Origin of the sequence: Collinsella aerofaciens (assembly GCF_015557435.1) — a bacterium.
Taxonomy (GTDB): Bacteria; Actinomycetota; Coriobacteriia; order Coriobacteriales; family Coriobacteriaceae; genus Collinsella; species Collinsella aerofaciens_Z.
Genome location: NZ_JADNOH010000007.1, coordinates 18,296 through 39,884 on the forward strand (window position 1 = coordinate 18,296; position 21,589 = coordinate 39,884).

Here is a 21,589-nt window from a genome sequence, read left to right on the forward strand (position 1 = left end):
ACGATGCAAAAGCCCGCGTTTGCCTTCCAATGGCACATTACGGATGAATGCGATCAGCGTTGCAAACATTGCTATATCTTTGCCAACGGTGCCTGCGCGGGTTTCAAGCGCATGCCGTGGGAGCAAATGCTCCAGGTCGTCGATCAGGCCCAGGCGCTCTGCGAGCGCATCGGTCGTCAGCCGTACTTTTACGTTACGGGCGGCGACCCCATTCTTCATCCCGATTTTTGGCACCTTGCCGAGCTCCTGCACGAGCGCGGTTTCATGTGGTGCGTAATGGGCAATCCGTTCCATCTGACCGACGAGGTCTGCGCTCGCATGAAAGAGCTGGGTTGCCGTAAATATCAGCTTTCGCTCGACGGACTCGAGTCGACGCACGATTACTTCCGTAAGCCCGGCTCGTTTGCTGAGACCATGCGCGCCATCGGTTGCCTTAAGCGTGCAGGTATCTGGGTTGCCGTCATGAACACGGTATCGAGCATGAACGCTGCCGAGCTGCCGCAGCTCATCGACCTTGTGGCAAGCCTCGAGGTCGACGTGTTCGCCTTTGGGCGCTACTGCCCCACGTCGGGCCAAAAGCGTGACGAGTTCCATTTGGAGCCGCTTGAGTATCGGGATGTGTTGCTGGCCGCGCAGGAGCGCATGGAGTTCCATCAGGCGGCCGGCTGCAAAACGTTCTTCCAGCTCAAGGACCATCTGTGGACGCTGCTTTTGTGGGAGCAGGGTAAGCTCACCATTCCCGAGGGCGCCAAGCCCGGCATGATCTATGACGGCTGCCACTGCGGTACGGGCCATATGACGGTGCTGCCTACGGGTGATGTCTATGCGTGTCGCCGCATGGAGAGCAAGGTGGGCAACGTTGCCGAAAACTCGCTGGAGGAGCTCTTCTTCTCTCCGCAAATGGAAGCCAAGCGCGATTTTAAGAAGTTCAAGAAATGCTCTAAGTGCGAGCTCTTCGGTTGGTGTCGTGGCTGTCCTGCGGTGACGTACGGCTATACGGGCGACATGTACGAGGCCGACCCCCAGTGCTGGAAAGAGATTGAGGAGTAGGATTATTGTCGTCTAGTCATCGGGGACGTTCTTTAACGGCTAGTCATTTAAGAGCGTCCCCGATGACTACCCATAAAAAGCTGTACGCCAGCATCCAAAGATGTCGAAAATGGTCGACTTTGGATGCTGGCGTACATGTTTGGGTCGTATGGGTTGGGGTGAGCCGATCGCAAGGCGAGTGTTAGAGCAGATTCTCCTGCACCCATGCGATGATGTCGCTCGACTCGTAGAGCGGCTTGCCGTCGATGAACAGGCAGGGAACCTGGCGCTTTCCGCCGGCGGCGATGAGTGTCTGCTCGGCATCGGCGTCGGTCGAGATATTGCGCTCGGGGATGGTCACGCCATTGTCCGCCAGGAAGCGCTTGACCTTAATGCAATACGGACATCTGGTCATAACGTACAGCACGAGCTCGTGACGAGTAGCCATAGGTCTCCAATCAGTTGGGGTTTTGATTGAGATACCCAAAGCCGCTGCAATCTAAGCGCAAGTCAGCGACGACTCGATGGCCTGGACCAGAAACGTCGTGGCTCCGGTGCCGCATGGCTTGTCGCAGTAGTCTACGAAGCGCTGGTCGGCGAGGTAGCCGCGGGCGAGTCCCAGATATGCCTCGTCTTGGGGCTCGCTGCCCCAGTTGAGAGCAATCCAGCGGCGATGCATCGCGACGAGCTTGCGAGCCTCGCTGCCTTCCGGTTCGCCATCGCCCATGGCAATCGAGAGCTGGCCCAAAATGGCGCGCTCAAGCTCCTTCATGTCGTTCCACGTCTGAGGGTCCATGTCCAGCAGCGCCTCGTTTGCCGCGTCGATGGCTTCATCACCATAACGCGCCCGGGCCTCGGCTCCGTAGCGCTCCTCGTTTTCCTGCACGGTGTGCCAGCGCTCCAGTTGTGGCAGCACGGCTCCCATGAGCGAGACGGCTTCGTCGAGCGACATACTGGTGTTTTGTGCCAGCCGCGGGGCACAATCCTCGATCATCGCCTCCATGGTGGTGTCGTAGGTGTACTTGCCGTGGTCGTAGCACCACTTGCAGTAATGATCGGTCGTGGCGCCCGTGGCGTCGGTGCCGCAGTCTTCGGGCGTGAGTATCATGCCGCAGCTCTGACAATAGTGCTCGGGCATTTCGAGCAGATGAGGCAGCGGCTCGCCGGTCACGGCGGCAATGAGTTTCATCATGTCGATGCCCGGTGTGACCTCGCCGCGTTCCCAACGGCTGATGGCCTGGCGTGTGACGAAGAGCTTGGCGGCGAGCTGCTCTTGGGTAAGGTGATGAGCGCGACGGACAGCGATGAGCTTTTCTGCAAAGGCCATAGCGGCTCCTTTCTGCTGGTTGATGGCTTAAGCATACGCGGCAACAGACGCCCTTCCAAGCAACCGTTGGTTGCACGACGGGGGACCGCGGCGAAGAATTGCGCGCAACGCCCCACACCTCCATGCCGTACAATGACCGGCATGGAACCTATTGCACACATACATACCGACCTGCCGCAGAAGTTCGGCATTCCGCGCAACAGCTTTTTGGCGCCTCATCTGCAGGGACGCATCGTTTTTGAGCCGGAATTTGCCTCCAATGCAGCGGTCGAGGGCCTGGACTCCTTCTCTCACCTATGGCTGTTGTGGCGCTTCGAAAACGGCACGCTCGGCGGCACGGCTAAGGACATAGCTACCGATGCCAAGACGCAGGACAGGTCCGGCACCAATGCCAAGTGGTCGAAAACCGTGCGCCCGCCGCGTCTGGGTGGAGCCGAGCGCGTGGGCGTGTTTGCCACGCGCAGTCCGTTTCGCCCTAATCCCATCGGGCTTACCTGCGTCAGGCTCGATCGTGTCGAGCTTACCGACGACGGCCCCATCATCCATGTGCTGGGGGCCGACCTGCGCGACGGCACGCCCATCTACGACATCAAGCCCTATATTCCGTTTGCGGACTGCCATCCGGATGCGACGGGTGGCTGGATCGAAGACGCCCCGTGGCAAGAGCTCGACGTCGAGTTTCCACAAGCGCTGCAAGACGAGGTCCCGCCCACAAAGCTGCCCGGTTTGATCGAGATTCTTCGCCAAGATCCGCGCCGTGCTGGAAGCAAGCACGAGCCCAATCGCGTCTACCACTTGGCCTACTCCGGGCTCGATATTTCGTTTACGGTCGATGGGACACAGCTGACTGTAACGGCCGTCACCGAAGCTCAGGACTAGCTGTCCGCCCGCCCACATCAGTCAAATTCAACCCCAAAACCCGTGCCAAAGCCGCCCGTCCTGATGGACAATAACGCCTACCGAACCAATCCACTTTGCACGGGAGCCCAGCATGAAATACGACTTCACCTCGCTTATCGACCGCCACGGTATGGATGCCATCGCCGTTGACTCCTGGGGCGAGATCCCCGGTATGGCGCCAAACGCACCCGATGAGGGCTTCGACCGCATCCCCATGTGGGTGGCGGATATGAACTTTGCCACCGTCCCTACGGTCCAGGAGCACATCATTCAGCGTGCCCAGCATCCCATGTTTGGCTACTTTGATCCGCGCGCCGAGTACTTCGACAGCATCATCGAATGGCAGAGCCGTCGCAACGGCGTTGAGGGCCTGCTTCCCGAGCATATCGGCTACGAGAACGGCGTGCTGGGCGGCGTCGTGTCGACGCTGCGCGCGTACGTTCAGCCGGGCGACGCGGTGCTGGTCCATAGTCCCACCTACATCGGTTTTACCAAGTCCATCGAGGCCGCGGGCTACCGTATTGTGCACAGCCCGCTTAAGCTGGACGAACAGGGCATATGGCGCATGGACTTTGAGGACATGGAGCACAAACTCGCACAAAACCACATCCATGCTGCTGTTTTCTGCTCGCCGCATAATCCCTGCGGTCGCGTGTGGGAACGCGACGAGATCGAGCGCGCCATGGACATCTACCGCCAGCACGATTGCGTGGTGGTCTCGGACGAGATCTGGTCCGACATCATCCGTCCTGGGCACAAGCACATCCCGACGCAGTCGGTGAGCGAGGACGCCCGCATGCGCACGGTCGCCCTTTATGCGCCCAGCAAGACCTTCAACCTCGCGGGCCTAGTCGGCAGCTACCACATCATCTACAACGAGACGCTGCGCGACCGCGTGTGCGCCGTGTCCAACAAGACCCATTACAACGAGATGAACGTCCTCTCCATGCACGCGCTCATTGGCGCCTACCAGCCGCAGGGCTACGAGTGGGTGGACGAGCTCAACGAGGTCATCAAGGGCAACGTCGACTACTTCTGCGATTACGTGGACGAGCATTTCGAAGGTGTGGCCTATTCGCGTCCGCAGGGCACGTACATGGTGTTCCTGGACTGCACGGAGTGGTGCCGCGCACACGGTCGCGACATTCAGTGGCTGCTCGACGAGGGTGCGCGCGTGGGCGTGGGCTACCAGGACGGCCGTCCGTTCCATGGACCCTGCCACATTCGCGTGAACCTGGCACTGCCGCTTTCGCGCGTGCAGGAGGCGTGCGACCGCCTGGATCGTTACGTTTTTAATGCATAGCAAGCCGTAACGAACGGACGACATGCGCGGGGTCTTCTGGCTTGATTGTTATGCGGGGGTCTGATCCCAGCCCCCTACTTTTCGTGAATCTGCTTGCCGCAGAGATGCTCAATCGTAATTTCGTACAGCTGAACGCCCTTGATGTCTTTGGCGATTTCTTCCTCGACCTCTTCGGCGGTGGGGTAGTACTTGAGCGCGAGCTCACGGACCTTGTCCTCGATAAATGCGGGGGTGTCATTCGCTAGGCGGCAACGGCCAAAGACAACGGTGCTCTGCACGTAGGGCGCCCAATCGTCGTCCTTGTACCAGTCGTTGCCGTAGACGGTAAAACAGACCTTGTCGTCACGCTTGAGAGCGTCGACCTTGTGGCCCGCCTTGGCGCCGTGGAAGTAAATCTTGTCGTGCTCAGCGTCAAAGAAGTAGTTGACGGGAATGGCGTACGGGTAGCCGTCATCGCCGTTGACGGCAAAGACGCCGCGCTTGCAGGTGGCGAGCAGCTCACGCGCCGCCTCGTCGGTGATGGCACGTTTCTTTCGGCGTAGAGGCCTAAACATCGCGGGATTCCTTTCCAATCGGGCACATTTCTTGGGGAGAGACTATAGCGAACCGGCGCCGTACTGTTTGATGCGGGCGAGAATGTTTTTGAGCTTTTCAAAATCGATCGGCTTGGGCAGATGGGCGTTCATGCCGGCGTCACGTGCGGCCTTGGCGTCCTCGGCAAAGGCATTGGCGGTCAGCGCGATGATGGGGATGTCGGCGGCGTCGGGCTTGCCGCTCAGACGAATCACGCGCGTTGCCTCATAACCGTCCATACCGGGCATCATGATGTCCATGAGGATGGCGTCGAAGCTGCCAGCGGGACGACCGACGTATAGATTGACTGCTTCGCTGCCGTCGTTGGCGCGAGTCACGATGACTCCTTCGCTCTCGAGCAGGGTCTGAGCGATCTCGGCATTGAGGTCGTTGTCTTCGGCCAAAAGGACGTTCATATCGACAAGTGAACAGCTGCCTGCCTGTTTGTCCAGGTGCTCTCTTGCTTGAGGGTTCTTATCGACGTCGAGTGGAATTTGGACGTTGAACGTGCTGCCCACGCCGAGTTCGCTTGAGATCTCGATGGCGCCGCCCATCATGTCGATGAGCGATTTGACGATGGGCATGCCCATGCCGGTTCCCTGGAATTTGCTGCGGGCGTCGTTGCCCTCTTGAGCAAACGGCTCGTAAATATGCTTCAAAAACTCGGGCGTCATGCCGATGCCGGTGTCTTCGATGGTGAAACAAAAGAGCGCGTGTGCGTCGTTGAGCGGCTTGACGGTGGAAGAGAAGGTGACGGTGCCGCCGTGCTTGTTGTATTTGATGCTGTTGTCGAGCAGGTTGATGATGATTCGGCGGATATGGGTGGGGCTGCCGATCATACTCTGGTCGACGGCATAGGGCTCGCTGGTGTTGATAAGCACGATGCCGCGGTCCGATGCACGGAGTTTGCACAGCACCAATGCATCGTCACAGAGCTCCTTGAGGTTGAACGACTCGTGCTCGAGGGTCATCTTGTGCTCTTCGATCCTGCCCATCTCGAGGATGTCGTTGATTAGAGAGAGCAGATGGTTGGCGGCAACGCGCGCCTTGGCACGGCTCTCGCGGACGACCTGCATATCGCCCTCTTTGAGCTCTTCAATTTCGATAAGGCCCAAGATGCCGTTGAGCGGTGTGCGGATGTCGTGGCTCATGCGCGTGAGGAATGCGGTTTTAGCGGCGTTGGCGGTGTCGGCTTTCTGCCGCTCTTTCCGCGCGCGTTGAAGCGACCAGACAAGGATAACGATGCCGGAGAGCAAAATGCAGATGATAACGGCGGCAGCGGCGGTGCGGTTGCGGTAGAGAAACCGGAGTGTGTCCGATTCTTGCGCCGAATACGATGTGGGGGAATAACTGTTCGCGGAGAGCGATTCGCCGGCATTGACGATACCCTTATTGATGATTCCTAAAAGCTGGGGATTGCCGCGCGAAATCAAGCACGATAGCTCTGCTGTGTTGGTGAGTTCCTGCGTTTCGAAATCCTCGATGTCGTAGGTTTCACGGATGGTTTCCAGGCGCGTGCTGGGGACAATTATGCAACTGGCCTCTCCTTTATTGAGGGCTCTGAGCGCTTCGCTGGCGGTTGGGTATTCGGTTACCGTTGCGTCGGGGAACAGGCTCTCGAGCTCAGGGCGGCTGACGATCGCGCTCTCTGAGCAGACGATGCTCTTGAGGTCCTTGCTTAGGTCGCTGCTGCTGTGAATGGCGGTCAGGGAAACCGTTCCCATCGAGTTTGACTGGATGACTCCTTCCTGTTCAGCGAGCCAGTAGTCGCGGAAAAAAGGCAGGGCGACATCGATGGCGCCTTCCGAAAGGGCTTTTGCCAGCTGCTTGTTGTTTGAGATGGCGACCGTTTTAACGTTAATGCCAAATTTGTCGCGCAGCGTCGTCGCGAGTGTGGCGAGCGATCCTTCCATTTCGCCGTCGTCATTTTGCGTGCAGTAGGGGAGCTGGTTTTTAAGATAGCCCAGCGTGATGGTGTTTCCGTTCGCTTTGAGCCAGGAGGTCTCTGCACCGTCAAGTGATGATGACCCGCTGTTTTGGGCCGAGTAATTTGCCTTGACCTCGTCGTTATAGCGCGGGTTGTCGCGGTTGATCGCTGCCATCGCGGAGTTGATATCGTCCATGAGGTCGGGACGGCTTTTGGGAACGGCGAAATAGTAGTCACTTGACCCAACGTAGAACATGGGGGAGGCGCTGGGCGACGAGATGGTGTCGTTCATGATGATAGCGTCGACCTCGTCGTTTGCCAGCGCCGCAAAGAGGTCGCCACTACCAGGCATTTCTTTATAGGTGCAGGTGATGCCCTCGCTGGTAAGCCACTGCTGGCCGACGAAGGTTTGCATGACGCCGGGATTGCAACCGATGGTGAGACCCTGGAGTGCCTGGGGATCACCCTTTGCGAGGTCGTCGCGATCGGGTTTGGCATAGATGTAGTAGCGCTCGGTGCCTTCGGGGTTCGAGGAATAGAGCAGCTTTTGTGCGCGCTCCTCGGAGTACGAGATATTGGGTATAAGGTCGATCTCGCCCGCCTCGAGCATGTCCATGAGCTCGGTGAACGTGCCGGAGACATATTCGTATTTCCATCCGGGGGTGTAGTACGAGAGGGTTTGGAGGTATTCGTAACCCCAGCCCGAAAGGCGTTCGCCCGGCGTGCCTTCCTGGAAACCCTCGCTGCTGACGAGCCAGCCAACGCGTACCGTTTTGACCTGCTGATCAGAGTCATCGGCAAAAGCCGGAGTAGGCGCAATGGCGCTCAGTGCGGTAAGCGCGGCAAACACGATGACCAGAGCGCGATATATGGATAAACGAAGGACGGCGAAAGGCTTCACAAGCAATCCTAACGAATCGAGGCAATACCACGTAAGGATACCAGCTCAGGTGCCCCGTTTGGGCCGCACGCCGTTAAACGGGTCGCCGTTTGGCGCTTGGCAGGTGGGGACGTTCCTTTCCTGCCGGCAGTTGGGGACAGTCCCTTTCTGCCGGCAGGAAAGGAACGTTCCTAACTGCCGGATGTGGGACAATACCGTGCGGATGTGATTGATTATCTGCGGAAGGGGTCGCGATGAAAAAGCTCAGGACGCTTGCCGATGTGTTGCATCAGGCTGGGTTCGCCCACATAACAGGCGTGTTTCTTGTCTTTTTCCTGCTCTGCTCGACGGCCGTCTGGCTGTCCGAGCCCACGACCCTTACCTTTGGCGATGGGCTCTGGTTTAGCTTTGAGACGGTATCGACCATCGGCTTTGGCGATATTCCGGCCGAGACACCGGTCGCCCGCGTCATCACGGTCGTCTTGAGCGTCATTAGCATCTTCTATATCGCTATGCTCACGGGCGTTGCAGTGAACTACTGCAACACGCTCATCAAGATGCGCCAAAAGGACACCATGGCGCGCTTTATGGACGACTTGGAGCATTTGGAAGAGCTCGACCGCGATGAGCTCGCCGACCTATCGCGTCGCGTACGTGAGTACCGCCGTCGGCAGCGCTAGGGCAAGCGTATCGCGCAGCAAGGGGGATTGCATATGAACATCACGGTGTACCTGGGCGCGAGCGTCGGTAGCGACCCGGCGTTTTTGCCTGCGGTGCAAGAGCTCGGCACATGGATTGGCGCCAACGGTCACGCGCTGGTGTACGGTGGGTCCAAGTCGGGCTTGATGGGCGCGCTTGCCGATAGCGTCCTCGATGCCGGCGGCCACGTGACGGGCGTGGAGCCGAGCTTTTTTATCGAGGCGGAGTTTCAGCACGATGGCATCGACGACCTCATCGTGACGAGCGATATGGCCGAGCGCAAGGCGAAGATGATCGAGCTCGGCGACGCGTTTATCGCTTTCCCGGGTGGCACGGGCACGCTCGAGGAGATTGCCGAGGTTATGTCCGCGGTGTCGCTGGGACGCCTCAACGCGCCGTGCATCCTGTATAACCTGGACGGTTATTACAACGACCTGAAGGCGCTGCTCGGCCACATGATTGAAAAGGGATTATCGAGTCCGGGTCGCCAACAGGGCATTTACTTTGCCGAAGATTTGCACGAGATTGCTTCGATCATCAATGGTTAAGTTCTAGATTGGGCGCGCATTGCGCCCAATGGTGCCGTTTGGGGTGCAGATGGTTGGCTCGTCTGGGCAGCGCTCGCTCTACAATAAAGCGTACTTTTGTCGACTTTGACCACGGGAGGGCCCGATGGATAAGCTTGCAAAACCTAAAAACCGCGCGCTGTTTTTGATCAGCGTAGCCGTGACTGGCGCGCTCGCCGGCGCTGCGGTCTGGCTGTTCTTTTTTGCGATGGAACACGGCATCGATTTCTTTTGGACCGAGATTCCGCACATGCTGGGTGCTGCTTCGCCCGAGCTTGCCAGCGGTCCCTTCGGTTGTCTGCCGTACCCGTTTTTCGTCTGCCTGCTGGGCGGTCTGCTCATTGGCCTGTACGAAAAGGTGACCGGCACCAAGACCGACGACCTCAACCAGGTGATGGCCAAGGTCAAGCAAGACGGACGCTATCCGTATGACAATCTGGGCAAGCTTTCGCTCGCGGCATTGATGCCGCTGCTGTTTGGCGGAAGTATTGGACCGGAGGCCGGACTGACCGGCGTTATCGCGGGCCTGTGCAGCTGGGTCGGCGACCGCATGCGTCGCTTTGGTGTCGAGTTTAGGGAACTCACGCTGCTGGGCACCCAGGCCGCGCTGACGGCGCTCTTTACCGCGCCCGTCTTTGGCTTTGTGGCGCCGCTTGCCGGCAGCGCCGATGGCGATGAGGATTCCGCATCTGATGAGATCACCATTAAGCTTCCCAAGGCGCAAAAGACCGTGGTCTACGGCATCGCGATTGCCGGTGGTCTGGGCACCTACCTGCTGCTCGGCCAGTTTATGGGCGGTGGCATGGGCATGCCCAGGTTCGAGGCTGCCGAGGTGGGCAACCTCGAGCTCACCTGGCTCATTCCTCTGGCGCTGATCGGCACCGTCTGCGGTTGGCTGTACTTTGTCTCCGAGCACGCGAGCGAGGCGCTGTCCCACGCTATAGGGGGGCGCCCCGTCGTTAAGGCCATGCTCGCGGGCTTGGCGCTTGCGGCTTGCGGAACGGTCCTGCCCTACACCATGTTTGCCGGCGAGACGCAGGCCGACGTGCTTATGGAAACCTACTTCACCATCCCCGCCGGTGTGCTCATCGCAACCGGTCTGGTCAAGGCTATGCTGACCCCTGCTCTCATCAACATGGGCTGGCGCGGTGGCCATTTCTTCCCCGTAATCTTTTCGGGCGTGAGCCTCGGCTACGGTTTCGCACTGCTCACGGGTGCCGATCCGGTCTTTTGCGTTGCCGTCTGCACGGCCTCGACGATGGGTGCCGTCATGCGCCAGCCCGTCATGGTCGTGGGCCTGCTGCTCATGTGCTTCCCGCTCAAGGGCATCGTCTGCATGATTATCGCCGCCGTCATCGCCGCCGGAATTCCGCTGCCCAAGCCGCTGCGCAAGTAGTGGGCGGCCCGTTTTGGGCTGATTCATAATCCGTTTTGAAAGAAGCCGTGCGGGGCCGTATGTCTACGGTCTCGCACGGCTGTTGTTTAGAGCTTCTTCAGCACGATGGCGATGGTGTTGAGATACTCGAGCGCGCCGGCTTCAACGGCGGCGCGGTCGCTCGCTGCGTATTCGTTGTCGCAAGCGAGCCAGTCTGCTCATGCCTCGTCGGTGCAGAGCATGGGCTGCATCGAGACAATCTCGACGCCGGCGGTCGGCTCGATCATGGCGCGCCACCAGGCTATGTCGTGCATGTAATCGAGCTGCTCGGGCGTCCAGGATTTGAGCAGGCAGGCGGGTAGGTTGTTGTGACAGTCGCAGGCCATGCCGGGGATGCTCAGGTAAAGCACGCCGCCTTGCTTTACGTAGGGGAGCAGACGCTCGCCCAGATAATGCGGGTCGCGCCCGTAATAGTTGTACGAGTCGATGCTCACGACCGCATCAAAAAAGTCGTGCTCAAACGGCAAGCCTTTCGAGGCGTCCGCCTGTACGGGGTGAATCGTGTCGCGCGAAATGCCGAGTGAATCAAAGAACGCGCGGTTCTCCTCGGGGTCGCTCCACAGATCGACGGCGTAGGTGTCAAACCCATATTCGCGGGCGAGCAGGGCACTGGTGATACCGGTGCCCGATCCAAGGTCGCAGACGCGAGCGCCGCGGGGAATACTTGCATCGCAAAGGAGCTCCTCGCAGAGCTTGAGGGGATTGGGCCCCATAATCTTAGAGCGCACGAGTGCCGTATCGAAGCTGTTGGCTTTTGGGAAGGATTGAGATTCCTGGGATTTCACTGTTCTTTCCTATCAGGTGCAAATTGGCAGATGACGGGGGCGGAACGGCGCAACAAACCACGGCCGTTGGACGGCCGTTTTCATGGTTCTATGCGATTGACCGTTCCCTAAAGAACAATGACCAAAAAGACATCCCCTTGGATGATCGAGATTGGGCCAAGGCCCGTGACGTCTCTATTGTAAGACGTCACGGGCGTGCCGGGGACATGTCGTTTGTCATGTATTCGTATTCGCTGACGACCGATTGTGCCCTTGCGCGCCCGAGGCGCGTCTGGCTACAGGTCGCGTGTTCGATAGATCTTGGTGCTGACGGTGCAGCTGATCATGAATAGCACGAACGCCGCGACGGCAATTCCGGCGCACAGAAAGCTGATGACGGCGGGGTCGGGGTTCGCTCCGGCAAATGACATGAGCCAGTTGCTGATGGGATTGGAGGAGCTCAGCATTGCCATGGTGCCGCAGCCAAACAGGGCAAACAGGCCGACGGACAGGCGCAGCGCCTCCATGTGTCCAAATCGGAAGAATATCGGCTGTGCCAAAAACACCATCATGAGGGAGATAAGCATCGACGCCGCCGAGGCTGTTGCGATTTCAAAGACCGTCTGGCCTGTCGAAGGGATGCCCATGTGGTCGAAGAACGGAAGGGCGAGGATGTTCAGAAGCGTAGCCGCGCATGCCATAACGGCCGAGAAGGCAATAATGCACAGGTAGCGTGCGCAGACGATGTCTTTGCGCGAAAACGGCAGCGTTGCCCGATAGCGCTCCCAGCCGTTTTGGTTATCGTAGCCAGCTAGCGAGTTCATGATTATGATGGGCGACATGGCGCTGACCGCACAGGTGCCGGCGCTCATGCCGGAGTCGCCGTCCGTCGCGTTGGCAAGGGTCAGCACGACGAAGATGAACAGGCCGACGCCCGCGATGCTCGGGAGAAACGAGCGCATGATGGCGGTCTCGGATATAAAGGCGCGTTTCATTTGGAGGCTCCTTTCAGCGTAAGGCGCAGGTAGTCATCGATGGAAATCCGGTCACAGGGAATCTCGGGAAAGGCCTCGAGCGCTTCGCGGCGATTGGGGACGAGTACGTCCACGCTGTAGGCATGACGGGTGGCGCGGGCGCCTTCGACGCAATCCATGAGCTCGGCGGCTTGTGCCTGGGTACAGTGAGCGATGCCGGCGCGGTCGGTAATGTCCTCGCGCGGCAAATCGAACACAATCGAGCCGTTGTCGATGCAGACGACACGGTCTGCCGCGCGTTCAAGGTCGGATGTAATGTGGCTCGAGAACAATACGCTGCGCTGTCCGTCGGCGACAAAGGCGAGCAGCTCGTCGAGCAGCTCCTCGCGTGCCATAGGATCGAGGCCAGCCGTGGCTTCGTCCAAGATGAGCAGCTCGGCCTTGTGGCTGAGCGCACACGCGAGCTGCAGCTTCATGCCCATGCCGCGGGAGAGGTCTTTGACCTTCGCCTTGGGGTCCAGACCAAACCGGTCGATGAGGCCAGCAAACGTTTCATGACTCCACGTGGGGTACGCCGGGCTTACGAGTGTCTCGACCTCGGCCACCTTGAGCGTGGAAGGGAAGGGGCACGTGTCCAGAACGAGACCGATGCGAGAGCGCACGCGACGTTGGAGTTCATCGGGCGCATTGGCATCGCAGCGCTGTCCAAACAGATGCACCTCGCCGGCGTCGAGCTTTATGAGACCGAGCGCGGCACGGATGGTCGTTGTCTTGCCGGCACCGTTTGCGCCCACAAAGCCAACGATCTGACCGGGCTCCACGGTGAGTGTGACATCGCGCAGCGAAAAGCGGTCACTTACGCGGCGTGAGACATCTTTGAGTTCTAGCAGGTTTTGCATGGTATAGCCTTTCTTGCAGATGGCTACTGCATGGTTTCGGGGGCTACCAGGTCGAGCATCTCGTGCAACTTATCGCGCGTGACGCCCAGGGCTTCTGCCTGTGTCGCTGCCTGTGCAAGCAGATCTTCGACATGGCAGAGCTGGTTTTCGCGCAAGAGCTTTTGGTTGCCCTCGGCGACAAAGCAGCCTTTGCCTTGCACGGTACAGATAAACCCGAGTTGCTCCAGATCTGCATAGGCACGCTTGGTCGTGATGACGCTCACGCCGAGGTCGCTGGCGAGCGCACGGATGCTCGGGAGTTTGGCTCCCGCGGCGAGTGCACCCGATAGAATCTGGGCCTTGACCTGCGAGGATATCTGCTCGTAGATGGGCTTGTCACTCGAATTGGATAGGATAATGTCCACAGCGGCTCCTTAGCTGATGGGCTACACGTGTATATAACCGGTAAGCACAGTATATATACACTATGCACAGTTATGCAAGAGGACAATCAGGATGACCGGTGACCTTTTGTCTCGATCTGTAACAGTAAGAGGGTCAAATCGGGTCTAACTGTTACAGATTGAGATTTTGACGGCAGGCCATCCGTTTGTCTCGGTCTGTAACAGGTAGAGGTTCAAAACCCGTCTAGATGTTACAGACCGAGACAAACTGCTGCGGAGTGCCGCCGCCGACCGGTATCCAAGCTCCGACTGATGAATTTGTCCTGATAGGTGCTCTGCCGCAGCATTTCGCGGCTACAATAGACGGGTTACATCGACGTAATGCATATAGAACGCAAGAAAGGATCCGCATGGCAAGCCTGTCGGATGAAATCTCGTCGCGCCGCACATTCGCGATCATCAGTCACCCGGACGCCGGTAAGACCACGCTTACCGAGAAGCTGCTGCTCTACACCGGCAGTATCCAGACCGCCGGCTCGGTCAAGGGCAAGAGCTCGGCCAAGCACGCCGTTTCGGACTGGATGGACATCGAGAAGGAGCGCGGCATCTCCGTTACCTCCTCGGTGTTGCAGTTCACCTACAACGGCGCCTGCGTCAACATCCTCGATACCCCCGGCCACCAGGACTTCTCGGAGGATACCTACCGTACCCTCATGGCCGCCGACGCCGCGGTCATGGTTATCGACGGCGCTAAGGGCGTCGAGGCTCAGACCAAGAAGCTCTTTAAGGTCTGTACGCTGCGCCACATTCCCATCTTCACCTTTGTGAACAAGCTCGACCACGAGGCCCGCGATCCGTTTGAGCTCATGGAAGAGATCGAGAACGTCCTGGGTATCAACACGTATCCCATGAACTGGCCGATCGGCAGCGGTCGCAACTTCCGCGGCGTGTTCGATCGCCAGACGCGTCGCGTCATCGCCTTTGAGGGCGACGGTCACGCCAACGCCACCAAGAAGGTCGCCGAGGTCGAGGCGGAGCTGGGCGATCCTTCCATGGATGAGCTCATCGGCGAGGAAAACCACAAGAACCTGATGGACGACATCGAGCTGCTCGATGGCGCTGGTGACGAGCTCGATCTGGATGCCGTGGCCTGCGGCAAGCTGAGCCCGGCGTTCTTTGGCTCGGCGCTCACCAACTTTGGCGTTGAGCCCTTCCTTAAGGAGTTCCTGCGCCTGGCCCCGACGCCGCGCGCCTATACCGACACGCTCACCAGCGAGCCGGTCGACCCCTGCCGCGACGACTTTAGCGGCTTCGTCTTTAAGATCCAGGCCAACATGGACAAGAACCACCGCGATCGCATCGCCTTCGTGCGCATCTGCTCGGGCAAGTTCGAGCGCGGCATGGACGCCTTCCACATGCAGGGTAACCGCAAACTCAAGCTGGCCACGGGCACCTCGATGATGGCCGACGACCGCGCCATCGTGGACGAGGCATATGCAGGCGATATCGTGGGTCTGTTCGACCCGGGCATCTTTAGCATTGGCGATACCGTGTGCTCCGGTAAGCATCACGTGCAGTACCCGCAGATTCCGACGTTCGCGCCCGAGATGTTCGCCCGCATCACGCAGGTCGATACGCTCAAGCGCAAGCAGTTCGTGAAGGGTATGGAGGAGCTTGCCCAGGAGGGTGCCATCCAGATTTTCCGCGAGCTGGGCGCCGGTATGGAAAGCGTTATCGTCGGCGTGGTCGGCGTACTGCAGTTTGAGGTGCTCGAGCGCCGTCTGAAGGCCGAGTATCGCGTTGAGGTGCGTCGCCAGCCGCTGCCCTACACCGACATCCGCTGGATTCAGAACGACCCCGATACCATCGATATCCCGGGCCTCTCGCTTACGCGCGACACCCTGCGCGTCGAGGACATGCGCGGCGGCAAGCTGCTGCTGTTCACGAGTCCGTGGAACGTGGACTGGGCGACCGACCACAACCCCGACCTGATCCTGTCGGAGTTTGGCAACGTAACGTTTTAACACATCGGCGCGGTGACCTTGCGGGGCTGCCGCGCTCTTTGCTTGCCTGCCGCCGGCGGAGCGGCTATCATACCCACCGTCGTCTCAAGACCGGGGCGGCCGAGCAGTTCGGGTCCGATATCCTGCTCGTTAAACCCAAAACCAAAGGAGTACATAATGATCAAGAAGGTCATGGAGGACTACAAAGTCCTGTTGCGGAGCATTCCCGCGGCAACGGTTTCGCTGTTTATCGTGAGCGTTATCATGATGAACTTGCTGGCCAACAAAGAGCTCATCAGCCTGCCGTATCTGGCACTCGACTGCGGCTTTGTGGTGAGCTGGGTCTCGTTTTTGTGCCAGGACATGATTTGCAAGCGCTTTGGCGCCAAGGCATCCATCAAAATCTCTATCCTCGCACTGCTGGTTAATCTGGCCGTGAGCCTGTGCTTTTGGCTGTGCTCGCTCACGCCCGGCATGTGGGGCGCCTACTACGACACGGGCATGATCGAGGTCAACACTGCCCTCAACGCCACGATCGGCGGCACCTGGTACGTGGTGTTTGGCTCGTCGCTGGCCATGCTTACCTCTGCCGTGGTCAACTCCACGCTCAACCAGTCGCTCGGCCGCATGCTCAAAAAGAATAACTTTGCGAGCTTTGCCTTCCGTTCCTATGTATCCACGGGCATTGGCCAGTTTATCGACAACCTGGTCTTCGCCATTGTGGTGAGCCACACGTTCTTTGGTTGGACCTGGGTGCAGGTGTTTATGTGCTCGCTGACCGGCGCTGTTGCCGAGCTGCTGTGCGAGGTCTTCCTGAGCCCCGTGGGCTACAAGGTCGTGCGTGGCTGGGAGCGTGAGAATGTGGGCGCCGAGTACCTCGAGCGCCACGCAACCGCCTAAGGAGCAAGTATGCGGGTTTTGATCACGGGCGCTTCGGGCGGTATCGGAGCCGCGTGCGTGCAGCGCTTTTTGGACGAGGGCCACGAGGTCGTGGGCTTTGACCTGCTGCCGACGGCGGTCGAGCACGAGCGCTACCGCCATCTGATCGTTGATGTCCGCGAACCGGACTCGTTTCCAGACGACCTTGAACCCCAGGTAATCGTAAACGTTGCCGGTACGCAGGATTCGGCCGACGATATCGCCGCTAACCTGTGTGGCACCATCAACGTGACCGAGCGCTACGCCTTTGTGGGGGAGGGGCTTGCCGCCAAGCCGACGCCGGCTATCAAATCCGTGGTCAATGTGGGGTCGGCGAGTGGGCATACGGGATCGGAGTTTCCCGCCTATGCTGCCAGCAAGGGCGGTGTTATCGCCTACACCAAGAACCTTGCAAACCGCCTGGCGCCGCAGGCCATCGCCAACAGTGTGGACCCGGGCGGCGTTATCACGCCGCTCAACCGTTGCGTGATGGAAGACGAGCACCTGTGGAACCAGATTATGGAGCTCACGCCGCTTAAACGCTGGGCCACCGCCCAAGAGATCGCCGAGTGGATCTACTTTGTGGGCGTGACCAACCGGTTTATGACCGGGCAGAGCCTGCTGATCGATGGCGGCGAGGCCGGCCGCACCCAGTTTATCTGGCCCGAGTAGAAAACGCGCCCGATGGCAAGATTGCCGTCGGGCGCGTTTTTGATGTATTGATTTTTAGCCGAGGCAAGTCCAGTTGACGGGGGTCGAGCCGTGCTGTTCGAGTAGCCGATTGGCAGCGGAGAAGGGGCGCGACCCTATAAAGGCGGGGAGTTCTGCCGTGGCGCGGTTGGCCGAAAGCGGCGAGGGGTGCGTAGAAGCCAGGCAGAACTTGCCGGTTGCCTTGCCCGTGCCGATCGCGTCGAGCTTACCCTCAACCATTTGCTGAGCAAAGCGGCCCCATGCCAAAAAGACGACCGGCTGGGGCAGCTGACAGCAGCGTTCGATAATATAGTCGGTGAGCGTGCTCCAGTCCAGCTTGGCGTGCGAATTGGCGGCATGCTCGCGCACGGTGAGCGTGGTGTTAAGGAGCAGGACGCCCTGTTGTGCCCATGGGGTTAGGTCTCCCGTGGCAGGAATGGGGCAGTCCAGATCGGCTTTGAGTTCCTTATAGATGTTGCGCAGGCTCGGCGGCAACTTGGTTTGCGTCGCGGGGACCGAGAACGATAACCCCATGGCCTGGTTGGGTCCGTGATAGGGATCTTGACCCAAGATGACAACTTTGACCTGGTCGGCCGGCGTATAGGCGAGGGCATTGAGGATGTCGTCTTGTGCCGGGTAGATGGTTTGCTCGGCACGTAAAAGGGCGATGCGCTCGAGCAGCTGGTTCGTCGTGTCACGTACCGGCTGCGGCGCATCGCCCAACCAAGTTGCTATGTTGCGGTCGCGAGTTGCGGTGTCCATGGGGCTCCTTTATGGCAGATGCTCTGTTGGCATCTATTGTAAAGGCGCACCGGTTGCCTTTATGCCGCGGCTGCATGAAGAGTGGGGTCTACGAGACGCGCTCGGGCGCTCCTGCCATGTGAGCGTGTCCTTGCGAGCGAAGGCGCGGGAGCTCGACGGTTGCCACCATCACGCCGGTGAGGATGAGGGCGGCGCCAAAGAAGGCGATGGGGCTCAGGACCTCGCCGACCAGGAAGAACGAGAAGACGGCGGAGCAGACCGGCTCCAGCGAGAAGGCAAAGCCGGTGGTCTCGGCGGGCACGTGGGGCTGCACGAGCGTCTGGGTGATAAAGCCGTAGGCAGAGCAGATGAGTGCGAGCGCGACGACCACGACGATCTCGTTGGGCGTGCTGGGAAGCGTGAAGCCGCCAAAGGTGCACGCGGCGATGCCCGAGAACAGGCCGCCAAAGCCCAGCTGCCAAACACCCAAGGCCAGTGGGTCGACTTCTTCGACAAAGCGCTTGGCTACGATAATGTGGCTGGCATAGATAAAGGCTGAGAGCAACATGATGATCGCGCCGGGATTCAGGCTGGTAAAGTCGGCGCCCGAGAGCAGCAGCATACCGCAGGTGACGATGGCGGTGCCGATAAGCACCTTGCGCTCGGGGGCGCAACGCAGCAGGGCGGCGTTGGCAAACGGCACGATCACGACCGTCAGGCTCTGTAAAAAGCCGGCGGTGGAGGCGGAGGTAAGGCTAGAGCCCAAACACATGCAGGTGAGCTCGGTTGCCATGATGGCGCCGATGATGGCGGCGCGAACCATGAGGTCGCGGTTGATGCGCAGCGCGTGCTTGTGGAAGAGCAGCAGGCAGGCCACAAAGGCGATGATGCAGCGCAGCGCAACGATGCTCGTGGCGTTCATGCTGTCCATGCCGATCTTCATGAGGGGGTACGAAAAGCCCCATGCGACGGGAACGGAAAACGAGAGCGCGATTGCTTTTTTGCGATCCATGGGACTCCTTTTGTTACAGAACGGTTTCGCAAAAAGGATTCTGCTCCTAGATTTTGATGTAGTAAAGCGAATGTATCTTCAGTATGATTAAGCAATACTAATGTAGGTAGAAAAAGCCCTGGCAAAACGTTTTACGGCTACACCGATGTGGAGGCACGATGGCATCGCGATATCAGATTGTATGTATGGTGGTCGATTGCGGCAGTCTTAAGGGCGCGGCCGACGAGCTAGGCTATACGCAAAGTGCGGTGAGCCAGGCCGTCAAGGCGCTCGAGCGCGAGCTGGGCACCACGCTTATCGAGCGCGGCAAGCAGGGCGTTTCGCTTACGCGCGACGGCAAGCAGTACCTGCCGTATCTGCGCCAGATTGTAACTGCCGAGGCCGAGCTTGAGGGCAAGCGCCAGGAATTGCTGGGACTCTCCTCGACTGATATTCGTATCGCAACGTTTACCAACGTGAGCCGCACCGTGTTGCCGCGCGTGATCCGCGACTTTGGTGCCCTGCATCCGGGTGTACGCTTTACGCTCAAACAGGGCGATTACACGCGCAATGCCCAGTGGGTGCACGATGGCGTGGTTGATTTTTGCTTTACGGCACGCGGATTTACTGCTGGGCTCGAGAAGCGCGTGGTCTATCACGATGAGTTGGTGGCACTGTTGCCGGCCGCGCATCCGCTGACGGCAAAGGAAAAGGTGACGCTCGCCGACCTGGCGTCCGAGCCGTTTGTGCTGCTGGATGAGGGCGAACAGAGCCTGGTGCTCGATGCATTCGCGGCGCATGGGCTGTCGCCGCACGTGACGAGCGAGGTGACCGACGACTACACCATCATGGCGATGGTGGAGGAGGGCCTAGGCGTGAGTATGCTGTATCGCCGTACCGTCGAGGGCATGAGGGCCGATATTCGCGTGCGTCCCATCGTGCACGCTCCCTCGCGTGACGTGGTGGCAGCCTGGCGCAGCTGGGACACCATGCCTATCGCCACGAGGCACTTTATCGACTATATGAGCTCGCATATTGTCAATTAATGACTGGCATGGCGTTGAGTGCGGTGTTTAGCGGGCTGTCGCTTTGGCTTGGGCGGCGCGATAGGTGCGTGCCGGGTGGCAGAGTAGTACCGCCACGACCATAAAGAACGCCGTGGTGCCCAGGCTGATGGGGTAGACCATCATGATGTTCGCAAAGGTGCGGAAATGCGGGAACACGCAGAATACCCAATAGAAGCGAATACCGCAGACGCAGATCATGGTGATGAGGGCGGGCATGAGCGAGATGCCAAAGCCGCGCAGGTAGCCGGACATGTTTTCGTAGAACATGCTAAAGGCGTAGGCAGGGAAGATCGAACACACGCGGATGTAGCCGATCGAGACGATGTTGGGGTCGCTGTTAAAGAGCGATAGGATCTCGCGCCCCAGACCGACGATAACGATAATCGTGGTGAGTGCAACGATACCGCCTTCGATCAGGCAGACCTTGAGCGTCTTGGTGCAGCGGTCGATTTGGCGGGCACCGTGGTTTTGTCCCACAAAGGTGGTGCAAGCCTGGCTAAAGCTGTTGAGCAGGTTGTAGCACACGTACTCCAAGCTCATGGCGGCGCTTGATGCCGCCATGACCTCGGTGCCCAAGCTGTTGATGGCGGACTGGATGATGATGTTGGCGACGGCAAAGACAGCGCTTTGGATGCCGGCGGGCAGGCCGATCTTGACGATGCGCTTGAGGGCGACGGGGTCTAAGCCTAAGTCGCGTGGGGTGACGCGGACGACGGAGTCGGTCTTGAGCAGGTGGACAAAGAGTGTGGCGGCGCTGACGGTGTAGGCGATGGCGGTGGCGATGGCGACGCCCGCGACGCCCCAGTGGAGCACGGGGACAAAGATGAGGTCCAGGCCAATGTTGAGGACGGTGGACACGGCGAGCGCCTGCAGCGGCATGCGGGTGATGCCGACGGAGCGGAAGATCGCGGCCTCAAAGTTGTAGAGCAAGATCGAGGGCATGCTGAGCAAAAAGACGCGCAGGTAGAGCGAAGCGAGCGGCATGGTCTCGGCAGGCACGTTGAGCGCAGCGAGCATGGGCTCGGCAAAGATCTCGCCCAGTGCGATGACGACAAAGCCCACGAGCGCCATTAAAATCGAGGTATGGACGGCGCGTTTGACCATGTTCTGATCGTTGCGGCCGATAGCGTTGGCGATGACCACGTTGGAGCCAAGCGACATGCCAATAAAAAGGTTGAGCATAAGACTGGTAAGCGGAACATTGGAGCCGACCGCCGCCATGGCGAGGGTTCCCTGGTCGCCCGAGAAGTTACCGATGATGACCGTGGCGATGAGGTTCGACAGCTGCTCCAAGATGCTCGTGGCGGCTACGGGGAAGGCGAACAGGGGAATATTGCGCCACAGCGAGCCGGTAGTCATGTCAATGTGCTTAGATGCGGTGTCTGCCATACGCTCTCAATCTCTAATATGCTCTTTCGTGCTTATTTGCGCAGACGATGATACTCCTAATGCAGCCAGCCGGCACTTAGGGACGTTCCTTTTAATATGAGCAGGACATTGTCAAGAGGCAAAATCGGGCC

The 21,589-nt window shown here is 59.3% G+C and carries 21 protein-coding genes; 10 read left to right on the forward strand and 11 right to left on the reverse strand.

The genetic code is table 11. From position 1 onward, the window contains the following. Positions 1 to 3: 3 nt before the first annotated feature. Complete coding sequence (gene acgM, locus I2G43_RS00645) at positions 4 to 1,050, forward strand: radical SAM/SPASM domain protein, ACGX system (RefSeq protein ID WP_195534689.1); 1,047 nt, start codon at positions 4 to 6, stop codon at positions 1,048 to 1,050. 181 nt (positions 1,051 to 1,231) lie between these two features. On the opposite strand, the gene I2G43_RS00650 is transcribed toward acgM, so the two are convergent. Both I2G43_RS00650 and I2G43_RS00655 read right to left on the reverse strand, forming a co-directional pair. Then, positions 1,232 to 1,477, reverse strand: a complete 246-nt coding sequence (locus tag I2G43_RS00650; RefSeq protein WP_195534690.1) for a glutaredoxin family protein — start codon at positions 1,475 to 1,477, stop codon at positions 1,232 to 1,234. Between the two features lie 51 nt (positions 1,478 to 1,528). Continuing rightward, a complete protein-coding gene (locus tag I2G43_RS00655) occupies positions 1,529 to 2,356 on the reverse strand; it encodes a TipAS antibiotic-recognition domain-containing protein (protein WP_195534691.1) in 828 nt (275 codons plus the stop codon). A 141-nt stretch (positions 2,357 to 2,497) separates the two neighbouring features. On the opposite strand from I2G43_RS00655, the gene tsaA reads away from it, so the two are divergent. Further along, complete coding sequence (gene tsaA, locus I2G43_RS00660; protein ID WP_229071404.1) at positions 2,498 to 3,235, forward strand: tRNA (N6-threonylcarbamoyladenosine(37)-N6)-methyltransferase TrmO; 738 nt, start codon at positions 2,498 to 2,500, stop codon at positions 3,233 to 3,235. Between the two features lie 112 nt (positions 3,236 to 3,347). Continuing rightward, positions 3,348 to 4,559, forward strand: a complete 1,212-nt coding sequence (locus I2G43_RS00665; protein WP_195534693.1) for a MalY/PatB family protein — start codon at positions 3,348 to 3,350, stop codon at positions 4,557 to 4,559. A 74-nt stretch (positions 4,560 to 4,633) separates the two neighbouring features. Here I2G43_RS00665 and I2G43_RS00670 read toward each other — a convergent pair whose 3' ends face one another. Then, positions 4,634 to 5,113: a pyridoxamine 5'-phosphate oxidase family protein gene (locus I2G43_RS00670; protein ID WP_195534694.1), complete on the reverse strand. Its 480-nt coding sequence runs from the start codon at positions 5,111 to 5,113 to the stop codon at positions 4,634 to 4,636. A gap of 42 nt (positions 5,114 to 5,155) precedes the next feature. Further along, on the reverse strand, positions 5,156 to 7,960 hold the full coding sequence (locus I2G43_RS00675) for an ATP-binding protein (RefSeq protein ID WP_195534695.1): 2,805 nt from the start codon (positions 7,958 to 7,960) through the stop codon (positions 5,156 to 5,158). A gap of 233 nt (positions 7,961 to 8,193) precedes the next feature. Between I2G43_RS00675 and I2G43_RS00680 the strand changes: the two genes are divergently transcribed. The 3 genes from I2G43_RS00680 (at position 8,194) to I2G43_RS00690 (ending at position 10,600) form a co-directional block, all read left to right on the forward strand. Then, entirely contained in the window at positions 8,194 to 8,619 is a 426-nt protein-coding gene (locus I2G43_RS00680) for a potassium channel family protein (protein WP_195534696.1), read from the forward strand. A gap of 33 nt (positions 8,620 to 8,652) precedes the next feature. Further along, positions 8,653 to 9,186: a TIGR00730 family Rossman fold protein gene (locus I2G43_RS00685; RefSeq protein WP_195534697.1), complete on the forward strand. Its 534-nt coding sequence runs from the start codon at positions 8,653 to 8,655 to the stop codon at positions 9,184 to 9,186. A 124-nt stretch (positions 9,187 to 9,310) separates the two neighbouring features. Next, a complete protein-coding gene (locus tag I2G43_RS00690; protein ID WP_195534698.1) occupies positions 9,311 to 10,600 on the forward strand; it encodes a chloride channel protein in 1,290 nt (429 codons plus the stop codon). A 197-nt stretch (positions 10,601 to 10,797) separates the two neighbouring features. Here the strand turns inward: I2G43_RS00690 and I2G43_RS00695 are convergent, their stop codons facing one another. The 4 genes from I2G43_RS00695 to I2G43_RS00710 form a co-directional block, all read right to left on the reverse strand. Beyond that, a complete protein-coding gene (locus I2G43_RS00695) occupies positions 10,798 to 11,424 on the reverse strand; it encodes a class I SAM-dependent methyltransferase (RefSeq protein ID WP_324249468.1) in 627 nt (208 codons plus the stop codon). Positions 11,425 to 11,699: 275 nt separating this feature from the next. Then, entirely contained in the window at positions 11,700 to 12,398 is a 699-nt protein-coding gene (locus I2G43_RS00700) for an ABC-2 transporter permease (protein WP_195534699.1), read from the reverse strand. After that, the gene (locus I2G43_RS00705; protein WP_195534700.1) at positions 12,395 to 13,276 is read right to left on the reverse strand and encodes an ABC transporter ATP-binding protein; all 882 of its coding nucleotides are present in this window, start codon (positions 13,274 to 13,276) and stop codon (positions 12,395 to 12,397) included. Before I2G43_RS00705 ends, I2G43_RS00700 begins: the two co-directional genes overlap by 4 nt. Before the next feature lie 23 nt (positions 13,277 to 13,299). Next, complete coding sequence (locus tag I2G43_RS00710) at positions 13,300 to 13,680, reverse strand: GntR family transcriptional regulator (protein WP_195534701.1); 381 nt, start codon at positions 13,678 to 13,680, stop codon at positions 13,300 to 13,302. Positions 13,681 to 14,069: 389 nt separating this feature from the next. On the opposite strand from I2G43_RS00710, the gene I2G43_RS00715 reads away from it, so the two are divergent. The 3 genes from I2G43_RS00715 (at position 14,070) to I2G43_RS00725 (ending at position 17,252) form a co-directional block, all read left to right on the forward strand. Beyond that, positions 14,070 to 15,683 carry a peptide chain release factor 3 gene (locus I2G43_RS00715; RefSeq protein WP_195534702.1) on the forward strand — a complete coding sequence of 538 codons (1,614 nt, stop codon included), beginning with the start codon at positions 14,070 to 14,072 and terminating at the stop codon, positions 15,681 to 15,683. 156 nt (positions 15,684 to 15,839) lie between these two features. Next, positions 15,840 to 16,562 carry a VUT family protein gene (locus I2G43_RS00720; protein ID WP_229071408.1) on the forward strand — a complete coding sequence of 241 codons (723 nt, stop codon included), beginning with the start codon at positions 15,840 to 15,842 and terminating at the stop codon, positions 16,560 to 16,562. A gap of 9 nt (positions 16,563 to 16,571) precedes the next feature. Next, positions 16,572 to 17,252, forward strand: coding sequence for an SDR family NAD(P)-dependent oxidoreductase (locus I2G43_RS00725; protein WP_195534703.1), 681 nt, complete (start codon positions 16,572 to 16,574; stop codon positions 17,250 to 17,252). A gap of 54 nt (positions 17,253 to 17,306) precedes the next feature. Here I2G43_RS00725 and I2G43_RS00730 read toward each other — a convergent pair whose 3' ends face one another. After that, complete coding sequence (locus I2G43_RS00730; protein WP_195534704.1) at positions 17,307 to 18,032, reverse strand: uracil-DNA glycosylase; 726 nt, start codon at positions 18,030 to 18,032, stop codon at positions 17,307 to 17,309. A gap of 88 nt (positions 18,033 to 18,120) precedes the next feature. Continuing rightward, positions 18,121 to 19,023, reverse strand: a complete 903-nt coding sequence (locus tag I2G43_RS00735; protein ID WP_195534705.1) for a DMT family transporter — start codon at positions 19,021 to 19,023, stop codon at positions 18,121 to 18,123. Between the two features lie 158 nt (positions 19,024 to 19,181). Here I2G43_RS00735 and I2G43_RS00740 point away from each other — a divergent pair, with 158 nt between their 5' ends. After that, positions 19,182 to 20,048, forward strand: coding sequence for a LysR family transcriptional regulator (locus I2G43_RS00740; RefSeq protein WP_195534706.1), 867 nt, complete (start codon positions 19,182 to 19,184; stop codon positions 20,046 to 20,048). Between the two features lie 27 nt (positions 20,049 to 20,075). On the opposite strand, the gene I2G43_RS00745 is transcribed toward I2G43_RS00740, so the two are convergent. Next, positions 20,076 to 21,458 carry an MATE family efflux transporter gene (locus I2G43_RS00745; RefSeq protein WP_118094176.1) on the reverse strand — a complete coding sequence of 461 codons (1,383 nt, stop codon included), beginning with the start codon at positions 21,456 to 21,458 and terminating at the stop codon, positions 20,076 to 20,078. Between the last annotated feature and the right edge of the window lie 131 nt (positions 21,459 to 21,589).

Bases quoted from the DNA above. Each gene is read 5' to 3' on its own strand.
- I2G43_RS00650 (WP_195534690.1), bottom strand. From the start codon at position 1,477: ATGGCTACTCGTCACGAGCTCGTGCTGTACGTTATGACCAGATGTCCG.
- I2G43_RS00685 (WP_195534697.1), top strand. From the start codon at position 8,653: ATGAACATCACGGTGTACCTGGGCGCGAGCGTCGGTAGCGACCCGGCG.
- I2G43_RS00690 (WP_195534698.1), top strand. From the start codon at position 9,311: ATGGATAAGCTTGCAAAACCTAAAAACCGCGCGCTGTTTTTGATCAGC.
- tsaA (WP_229071404.1), top strand. From the start codon at position 2,498: ATGGAACCTATTGCACACATACATACCGACCTGCCGCAGAAGTTCGGC.
- I2G43_RS00725 (WP_195534703.1), top strand. From the start codon at position 16,572: ATGCGGGTTTTGATCACGGGCGCTTCGGGCGGTATCGGAGCCGCGTGC.
- I2G43_RS00700 (WP_195534699.1), bottom strand. From the start codon at position 12,398: ATGAAACGCGCCTTTATATCCGAGACCGCCATCATGCGCTCGTTTCTC.
- acgM (WP_195534689.1), top strand. From the start codon at position 4: ATGCAAAAGCCCGCGTTTGCCTTCCAATGGCACATTACGGATGAATGC.
- I2G43_RS00735 (WP_195534705.1), bottom strand. From the start codon at position 19,023: ATGGATCGCAAAAAAGCAATCGCGCTCTCGTTTTCCGTTCCCGTCGCA.
- I2G43_RS00705 (WP_195534700.1), bottom strand. From the start codon at position 13,276: ATGCAAAACCTGCTAGAACTCAAAGATGTCTCACGCCGCGTAAGTGAC.
- I2G43_RS00745 (WP_118094176.1), bottom strand. From the start codon at position 21,458: ATGGCAGACACCGCATCTAAGCACATTGACATGACTACCGGCTCGCTG.
- I2G43_RS00665 (WP_195534693.1), top strand. From the start codon at position 3,348: ATGAAATACGACTTCACCTCGCTTATCGACCGCCACGGTATGGATGCC.
- I2G43_RS00670 (WP_195534694.1), bottom strand. From the start codon at position 5,113: ATGTTTAGGCCTCTACGCCGAAAGAAACGTGCCATCACCGACGAGGCG.
- I2G43_RS00740 (WP_195534706.1), top strand. From the start codon at position 19,182: ATGGCATCGCGATATCAGATTGTATGTATGGTGGTCGATTGCGGCAGT.
- I2G43_RS00680 (WP_195534696.1), top strand. From the start codon at position 8,194: ATGAAAAAGCTCAGGACGCTTGCCGATGTGTTGCATCAGGCTGGGTTC.
- I2G43_RS00655 (WP_195534691.1), bottom strand. From the start codon at position 2,356: ATGGCCTTTGCAGAAAAGCTCATCGCTGTCCGTCGCGCTCATCACCTT.
- I2G43_RS00730 (WP_195534704.1), bottom strand. From the start codon at position 18,032: ATGGACACCGCAACTCGCGACCGCAACATAGCAACTTGGTTGGGCGAT.
- I2G43_RS00715 (WP_195534702.1), top strand. From the start codon at position 14,070: ATGGCAAGCCTGTCGGATGAAATCTCGTCGCGCCGCACATTCGCGATC.
- I2G43_RS00720 (WP_229071408.1), top strand. From the start codon at position 15,840: ATGATCAAGAAGGTCATGGAGGACTACAAAGTCCTGTTGCGGAGCATT.